The following is a 6,588-nucleotide window of genomic DNA, read 5'->3' as shown; positions in this document are numbered from 1 at the left end:
TAACTTGTTCATTGCATGTATTTTTGGCACGTATTAGTACGATAAGCTGCTAACCATAAAGTTAATAATCATGTATAAGAATAATGTTCATTTTGGATAATTAAATGCTCGTATTACTAATATAAAATGGCTCTTACTGTAGATAATCATACAGCAAGAGCCATTTTTATTTCACTAAAAAAGCCTGCATGTATGCAGGCTGGTGACGAACTTTATAGTAAATAAAAACCTATACCCATTATGACATAAGCTGCAAGCAGTGTAAGGCCTTCAAACCAGTTTGTTTCTCCATCGTTAGAAATACTAATCATTAATAACACCGCAGTAACCATAGCTATTAGCTCTGGAAGTGTAAAAACAAGCGGCATGGAGGTGGAAAACAACAAGGAAATGAGCACTAGTACTGGTGCAACAAACATTGCAATTTGCAGGGTCGATCCCACTGCTATCTCTACCGTAATATCCATCTTATTTTTATATGCCATGACTAAAGCTGATGCATGCTCTGCTGCGTTTCCGACAATCGCAACAATGATTACCCCGATAAACAGCTCAGACCAGCCAAAACTTTCTCCAACCTCGCTAAAGGTATGAACTAAATGTTCAGATACATACGCGACTGCTACAGTCGCAGCTGCCAAAACTAGTATCGCTGTCTTCTTGCTCCATTCTGGTACCTCTTCTTCATGATCGGGTTCAAGCACACGTTCGGTTGGCTGATACACCCCACGATGAGTGACCAGTTTAAAGAATAAGGCAGCTAAGTAAAGTAAGATTAATACCACAGAGATTCCTATGCTTAACGACATCGTCTCTTGTTCGTTCATATTAACCGAAAAAACCTCAGGAATCACAAAAGCCACGACTATAGCAAAAATCAATAGGCCAGCATTGTGCCTGGCATCATATACATTGAACGTTTGTCTTTTGTATTTTGTTCCACCGATAAAAAAAGACAAACCTGCAACTAATAATAAGTTTCCTAAAACGGAACCCGTCAGCGATGCTAACACTACACCGACTAATCCTGCTTTTAACGAGTAAATGGAAATAATTAATTCAACCGCATTACCAAATGTTGCGTTAAGTAATCCTCCAATTCTTGGGCCTAACACAATAGCTAAACTTTCTGTGGCTCTCCCCATAAAACTGGCAAGAGCGATTATAGTTAGGCAATAAATGACGAACATTAACACACTCGGCCAGTGCAGCAACGCACCTGCAACTGATAATGGTACCCCAACACCTACAAGAATTAAAAACAATTTATTAATCATCGCTTCAATCTCCATTTTACAAATTTTACACATTACTTCTTTACTATTGTATAATCCACTTATTACTTTAAAAATTCCCAAGGAGAACAATTGTGATGAATCAAAAATTATTAATTGGTATTTTAATCGGTCTCGTGGGGATTTCGGGGTTTTCTCAAGGAATGCTTTTACCCGTAATTGCAGTTATTTTTGAAAATAACGGTGTAAGTTCTTCTTTAAATGGACTACACGCGACAGGACTATATATAGGGATATTGATCATTTCACCGTTGATGGAAGGGCCGCTCAGGAAATTCGGTTATAAACCTTTGATTATTGCGGGAGGACTAACCGTCATTCTTTCCCTTGGAATGTTTCCTGTCTGGAAATCCTTTTGGTTTTGGTTTGTTCTTCGTCTCCTGATTGGGATTGGCGATCACACGCTCCACTTTGCTACGCAGACTTGGATTACAGCGATTTCACCTTTACAAAGACGTGGGCGGAATATCGCTATTTATGGTCTTTCCTTTAGTATAGGCTTTGCCATTGGGCCCCTAATGGCTAAACTTCTGGACATAAGTGAAGCTTTGCCCTTTATTATTTCCAGCATCATGAGCCTTCTAGTCTGGACAAGCGTCTTTTTCTTAAAAAACGCCTTTCCGGATCAAGACCATGATATTGAAACATCATCATTCTTCGGTACACTTAAACGTTTCTCTAAAGTCAGCCGATATGCATGGGTAGCCTTTCTTCCACCATTTAGTTATGGTTTTCTTGAGGCTACACTAAACGGCAGTTTTCCTGTCTACGCTTTGCGTTCTGGACTTGAACTTTCAAGTGTCTCAATTATAATTCCAGCATTTGCTGCCGGTAGTATCATTTCGCAAATACCACTTGGAATGCTAAGCGACAAATATGGCCGGCATAAAGTTTTGATGATTATTATGTTCTCTGGTTTTTTAATTTTCACCATCGCAGGCTTCGTTGATCACTCATCCGCAGGGTTATTTACTTGTTTTTTAGCTGCTGGCATCATGGTCGGATCAACTTTTTCTTTAGGCATCAGTTATATGGCCGATTTACTTCCATCAAACCTATTACCAACTGGAAATCTTTTGTGTAGTATTTTTTTCAGTTTAGGAAGTATTACAGGACCTTTCATCGGTGGAATCATCATTCAATTTTTAGACGGAGGATTTTTCTTCGTCATGAGCTCCATGCTGCTGATTATTTTTATTTCATTAGGATTATTTAAAGAAAAAAGTGCAGAAGAATACAGCATTAGTAATAGCAGATAGATACTATATGCAGAGTAAAGGCTGACGAGTAATCTCGACAGCCTTTGTTTGAAACAGACCTTTAATGGTATGCATTTTTCCCATTAGCTGATCCACTTGTCTTATTCTTTGAGTGCTTCTTTCCCTTTTTCTTTGTGCTGCTTTTCGCCATTTTTCTACCCCCTAGTTGAACTTCCTCTTAGTATGGCTTTTCATAAGGAAACTCAACAAAGAAATCAATGGGTGACTACTCACATTTTGGATTATTCCTTTCACTTCTCATGGCATTTAATTCACCGCCGATAATAATGATTATCCCGGATAAATAAAACCAAATCATTAAGACAATTATTCCGCCAAGACTTCCATAGGTATTTGCATAATTACCGTAATGTTCAACATAAAATGAAAACCCCCATGAAACAACGCCTAACCCGCAGGTTGCAAACACTGCACCTGGAAGTACGGTCAAACATCTCAGTCGTTTATTTGGGGCAATCCAATAAAGAACCGTAAAGACTAACAATACAATAAGAAGGGTTATAATCCACCTTAACGCAATCCAGACGGACAGGAATTCATTGGTCATTCCCAAAGCATCAAAAAGAAAGAGACCAATTTGTTTTCCAAATACGGGAAGCATGAGGGCAATAACAAAAACAAATAACATAGCTAAAGTCAGCAAGATTGAAACGAATCTCGCCATGATATAGTTTCTCGTCTCAGGTACATCATATGCTCTATTGAAAGCTTTAATAATAGCGTTTAGCCCATTTGAAGCGGACCATATGGTTCCTAAGATTCCTAAAGAGAGCAGCGGTCTGCTTCCCTTCATAATCTCGGTTAAATTATCTTCAATCAATTTCATTGATTCGGGCGGAGCAAAACTGCCAATCGCGTTAAGGATATCATTTTGAGAAATTGGCAGGTAAGGCAAGAGAGTAACCAAAAAAATCAGCAAAGGAAATAATGACAATAGGAAAAAATAAGCCAACTGTGAAGCCATCCCCACTGCGTCATCTCCATGTATTCTCTTCATCAGCTTAACTAAAAATGTTTCATGTACCCATTCAAAATTACTGGACATATCTCACCTGATTTCTGCCCGTTATTTTATAGCGTTGTTTGTTTTTGTGGAATGTCTGTCGAAGTATAGCTGCCTTTGTCTTGTTCAAAGGATTCCTTCGTATCGATTACCATTTTGACAAGTTGAGAAGGCACCTCTTTAAACTCATCCACTTTATCCGCAATGAAGGAAACATCATCTGATATTTTCTCTACTGTGCTTCTCATCGTTCCCGTTGCCTCTTTCACCTGATTCAGTACATCATCTGGATGTAATAAAAAGTTTTTAACTCCTGAAGCAAAGGATTTACCTTTGACTGCAACCGAGCTTCTAGTATCCTTATCAAATAAACTTATTACCGCTCCTGCCAGGGCACCTAGTAATACTGCTTTCGTAAATTGACTGTTTTTTTGATTCTCATTGAAATGTTGATTCATCACTTTGTCCTCCTTTACTATATATCCATTTTTGGAAATTTATTCTTTAAGTATATCTCATCTGTCCACATTTATTTTATATTTTCACTGACTAAAAGGCTAAATGAACTATTTGTTTTCATTGACTTCTTCGAGTAATCATGAAAAGATGGACATAATTGAACCCTGAAGCGAAAGGAAGAAAAATAATGGATTTGTCTACTAACACACCCGAAACCATCGAATACATGGTGGATGAAATTAAAACAAAGCTTAAATTCATGAATTTCGGTGCGATTAAATCCACCAATTTCAATTCTGAAATGTACGAAGAACTTCGCGACATTTATGAAATGGTCATGAGAAAAGGTAATTTCAGCCCAAGAGAGATGGAAGCCATTGCAGAAGAGCTTGGCCGATTAAGAAAATAACTTTAGCTTAAACCGTCCCGTATAACCGGAACGGTTTTTTTGTAGTATCTTTCGAGAGCCTTGGAATATACCATCGCTGTCATTATTTTGTTATAGTTGTACCATAAATCAGGACATAGAAAAAATAGGAGTGAAAAATGATGCTCGAACGCAGAATTCCAATCAGCGTAGCAGAAGCTGTTACTAAAATCATTGATAAAAAAGGAATTGGAGAAAAAGAATATGTCACCATAGCAGAATGTCAGGGGCGTTTTTTAGCTGAGGATATTGTCGCCACTCATGATGTACCTCATTTCAATCGCTCCCCCTATGATGGGTTTGCTCTTCGATCTGAAGATACCACATTCGGTTCGCTTACAAATCCACTAGAATTTGAGGTAATTGAAGAACTTGGAGCAGGAATGGTTTCTTCGAAAACTGTGCAAAAAAACCAAGCTGTACGAATTATGACAGGTACCCAAATGCCAGCAGAATGTGATTCTGTTATTATGCTTGAACTAACAAAAAGCTTTGAGAAAGCTGGGAAGAAGTATATATCTTTTAAACGATCCATAAAAAAAGGAGAAAATGTTTCTTTTCAAGGAGAAGATGCTAAGAAAGGCGAAGTAATAATAAAAAAAGGGAGTCAGATTAATCCTGGAATGAAAGGTGTATTAGCTACATTCGGTTATGCGGAAGTTCCTGTGGCAAAAAAACCGGTAATTGGGCTGTATGCAACTGGTTCTGAGTTATTAGAAGTACATGAACCGCTTCAAGCTGGGAAAATCCGCAATAGTAATGCCCATATGATCGCTGCTCAGATTTCTAGAGCCGGCGGTGAAGTTGTATACTTTGGCCAATTAGCGGATGAACTTGAAACGAGTTACCGTGCCATTTCAGTTGCGATTAATCAGGTTGACATTCTAATTACTACAGGTGGTGTGTCGGTAGGAGATTATGACTTCCTTCCAGACATTTATCAAAAATTAGGAGCAGAAGTTCTCTTCAACAAAGTAGCCATGCGGCCAGGGAGTGTCACCACGGTAGCTGCACTGGGGAATAAATTATTATTCGGACTTTCCGGAAATCCATCTGCCTGTTATGTGGGCTTTGAATTATTTGTCAGGCCGATTGTCCGCTCTCTTTCTTTCTGTGATACACCGCATCTACGTAAAGTACAAGCTTACTTAGGAACAGACTTACCAAAAGCCAACCCTTTCCACCGCTTTGTCCGCACTAGCTTAACTTATCAAGATGGCAGGCTCGAAGTAGTACCGAGCGGGGTAGACAAATCAAATATTATTATGAGCCTGGCTGGTGCAGATTGTTTAACGATTCTCCCAGGCGGGACACGCGGTTTCCAAAAGGGTGACATGGTAGACACCTTATTACTTGAAGACCAGACAGGAAGTAGTTGGCCGTGGTAGATACCATTGTTTTTCAAATTGTTGGATTTAAAAACAGTGGGAAAACCACACTCATTAAAAACATGATTCATGTACTAACTAATCAACAAATTGAAGTGGCAGTCTTAAAACATCATGGTCATGGCGGGATACCTGATATTGGCGAAAGTGATTCTGAACAACATTTTTCAGCAGGTGCAACTGCTTCACTGGTGGAGGGTGCAGGTACCATTCAGCTATTATCACGAATGAGTAAAAATGAACCTCCCTCAGTACCCGCCCTGCTTGGGGTACTGCGATTTTTTGAACCGCATGTCATATTGGTTGAAGGCTATAAACGGGAAATTTACCCAAAGGCCGTAGTAATTAAAGACGAAAGCGACTTAAGACTGTTAAAAGAACTAGATAATATTCGAGCAGTTATCGCTTGGCCAGATTGCTATCAGAAAGTTGCCGAGCTTGTTTCAAAACCCGTCTCGGTATTCCAACTCGGAGAAGCAGATTTCTATGATTGGTTCCTAACAGAATATTTTCAGTAACTTAAAAAAGATCATTCTGATGACAGAATGATCCAGACTGTAGATAAACTCGATGAAAATCGAGTCTTGTCTACAGTTTTCTCTTTTATCTTCTAAAATGGGGTGTTGATTTCCATTCCAGGCGTTTCGCTTTCCGCGGGCAGGCGGTGAGCCTCCTCATCGCTTACGCTCTTGCGGGGTCTCACCTGTCCTGCTATTCCCGCAGGAGTCTTCACGCC

General features: G+C 39.2%; 7 protein-coding genes. 4 read left to right on the top strand and 3 right to left on the bottom strand.

What is annotated here, in order from left to right:
- Window positions 1-212 precede the first annotated feature (212 nt).
- Window positions 213-1,277 (bottom strand): calcium/proton exchanger, encoded by a 1,065-nt coding sequence (gene cax, locus AC52RT_RS12750; RefSeq protein ID WP_495541091.1) that lies wholly within the window; start codon window positions 1,275-1,277, stop codon window positions 213-215.
- A 95-nt stretch (window positions 1,278-1,372) separates the two neighbouring features.
- On the opposite strand from cax, the gene AC52RT_RS12745 reads away from it, so the two are divergent.
- Complete coding sequence (locus AC52RT_RS12745) at window positions 1,373-2,554, top strand: MFS transporter (protein ID WP_495541090.1); 1,182 nt, start codon at window positions 1,373-1,375, stop codon at window positions 2,552-2,554.
- A gap of 226 nt (window positions 2,555-2,780) precedes the next feature.
- Here AC52RT_RS12745 and AC52RT_RS12740 read toward each other — a convergent pair whose 3' ends face one another.
- Window positions 2,781-3,620, bottom strand: coding sequence for a YihY/virulence factor BrkB family protein (locus AC52RT_RS12740; protein WP_495541089.1), 840 nt, complete (start codon window positions 3,618-3,620; stop codon window positions 2,781-2,783).
- Between the two features lie 26 nt (window positions 3,621-3,646).
- Window positions 3,647-4,036: a YtxH domain-containing protein gene (locus AC52RT_RS12735; protein ID WP_495541088.1), complete on the bottom strand. Its 390-nt coding sequence runs from the start codon at window positions 4,034-4,036 to the stop codon at window positions 3,647-3,649.
- A 188-nt stretch (window positions 4,037-4,224) separates the two neighbouring features.
- Between AC52RT_RS12735 and AC52RT_RS12730 the strand changes: the two genes are divergently transcribed.
- The 3 genes from AC52RT_RS12730 to mobB all read left to right on the top strand — a co-directional run bounded on the left by AC52RT_RS12730 (window position 4,225) and on the right by mobB (window position 6,370).
- Window positions 4,225-4,446: a DUF1128 domain-containing protein gene (locus AC52RT_RS12730; RefSeq protein ID WP_040373817.1), complete on the top strand. Its 222-nt coding sequence runs from the start codon at window positions 4,225-4,227 to the stop codon at window positions 4,444-4,446.
- A 140-nt stretch (window positions 4,447-4,586) separates the two neighbouring features.
- Window positions 4,587-5,852: a molybdopterin molybdotransferase MoeA gene (locus AC52RT_RS12725; RefSeq protein ID WP_495541087.1), complete on the top strand. Its 1,266-nt coding sequence runs from the start codon at window positions 4,587-4,589 to the stop codon at window positions 5,850-5,852.
- Window positions 5,846-6,370 carry a molybdopterin-guanine dinucleotide biosynthesis protein B gene (gene mobB / locus AC52RT_RS12720; protein WP_495541086.1) on the top strand — a complete coding sequence of 175 codons (525 nt, stop codon included), beginning with the start codon at window positions 5,846-5,848 and terminating at the stop codon, window positions 6,368-6,370. Before AC52RT_RS12725 ends, mobB begins: the two co-directional genes overlap by 7 nt.
- Window positions 6,371-6,588: the final 218 nt, after the last annotated feature.

This window comes from Peribacillus sp. (assembly GCF_059453735.1).
Note: the sequence above shows the minus strand (reverse complement) of the source record. Positions and strands in the feature narration are given on the sequence as shown.

Coding starts and splice junctions, on each gene's coding strand:
- AC52RT_RS12725 (WP_495541087.1), top strand. CDS start 4,587: ATGCTCGAACGCAGAATTCCAATCAGCGTAGCAGAAGCTGTTACTAAA.
- cax (WP_495541091.1), bottom strand. CDS start 1,277: ATGATTAATAAATTGTTTTTAATTCTTGTAGGTGTTGGGGTACCATTA.
- AC52RT_RS12740 (WP_495541089.1), bottom strand. CDS start 3,620: ATGTCCAGTAATTTTGAATGGGTACATGAAACATTTTTAGTTAAGCTG.
- AC52RT_RS12730 (WP_040373817.1), top strand. CDS start 4,225: ATGGATTTGTCTACTAACACACCCGAAACCATCGAATACATGGTGGAT.
- AC52RT_RS12745 (WP_495541090.1), top strand. CDS start 1,373: ATGAATCAAAAATTATTAATTGGTATTTTAATCGGTCTCGTGGGGATT.
- AC52RT_RS12735 (WP_495541088.1), bottom strand. CDS start 4,036: ATGAATCAACATTTCAATGAGAATCAAAAAAACAGTCAATTTACGAAA.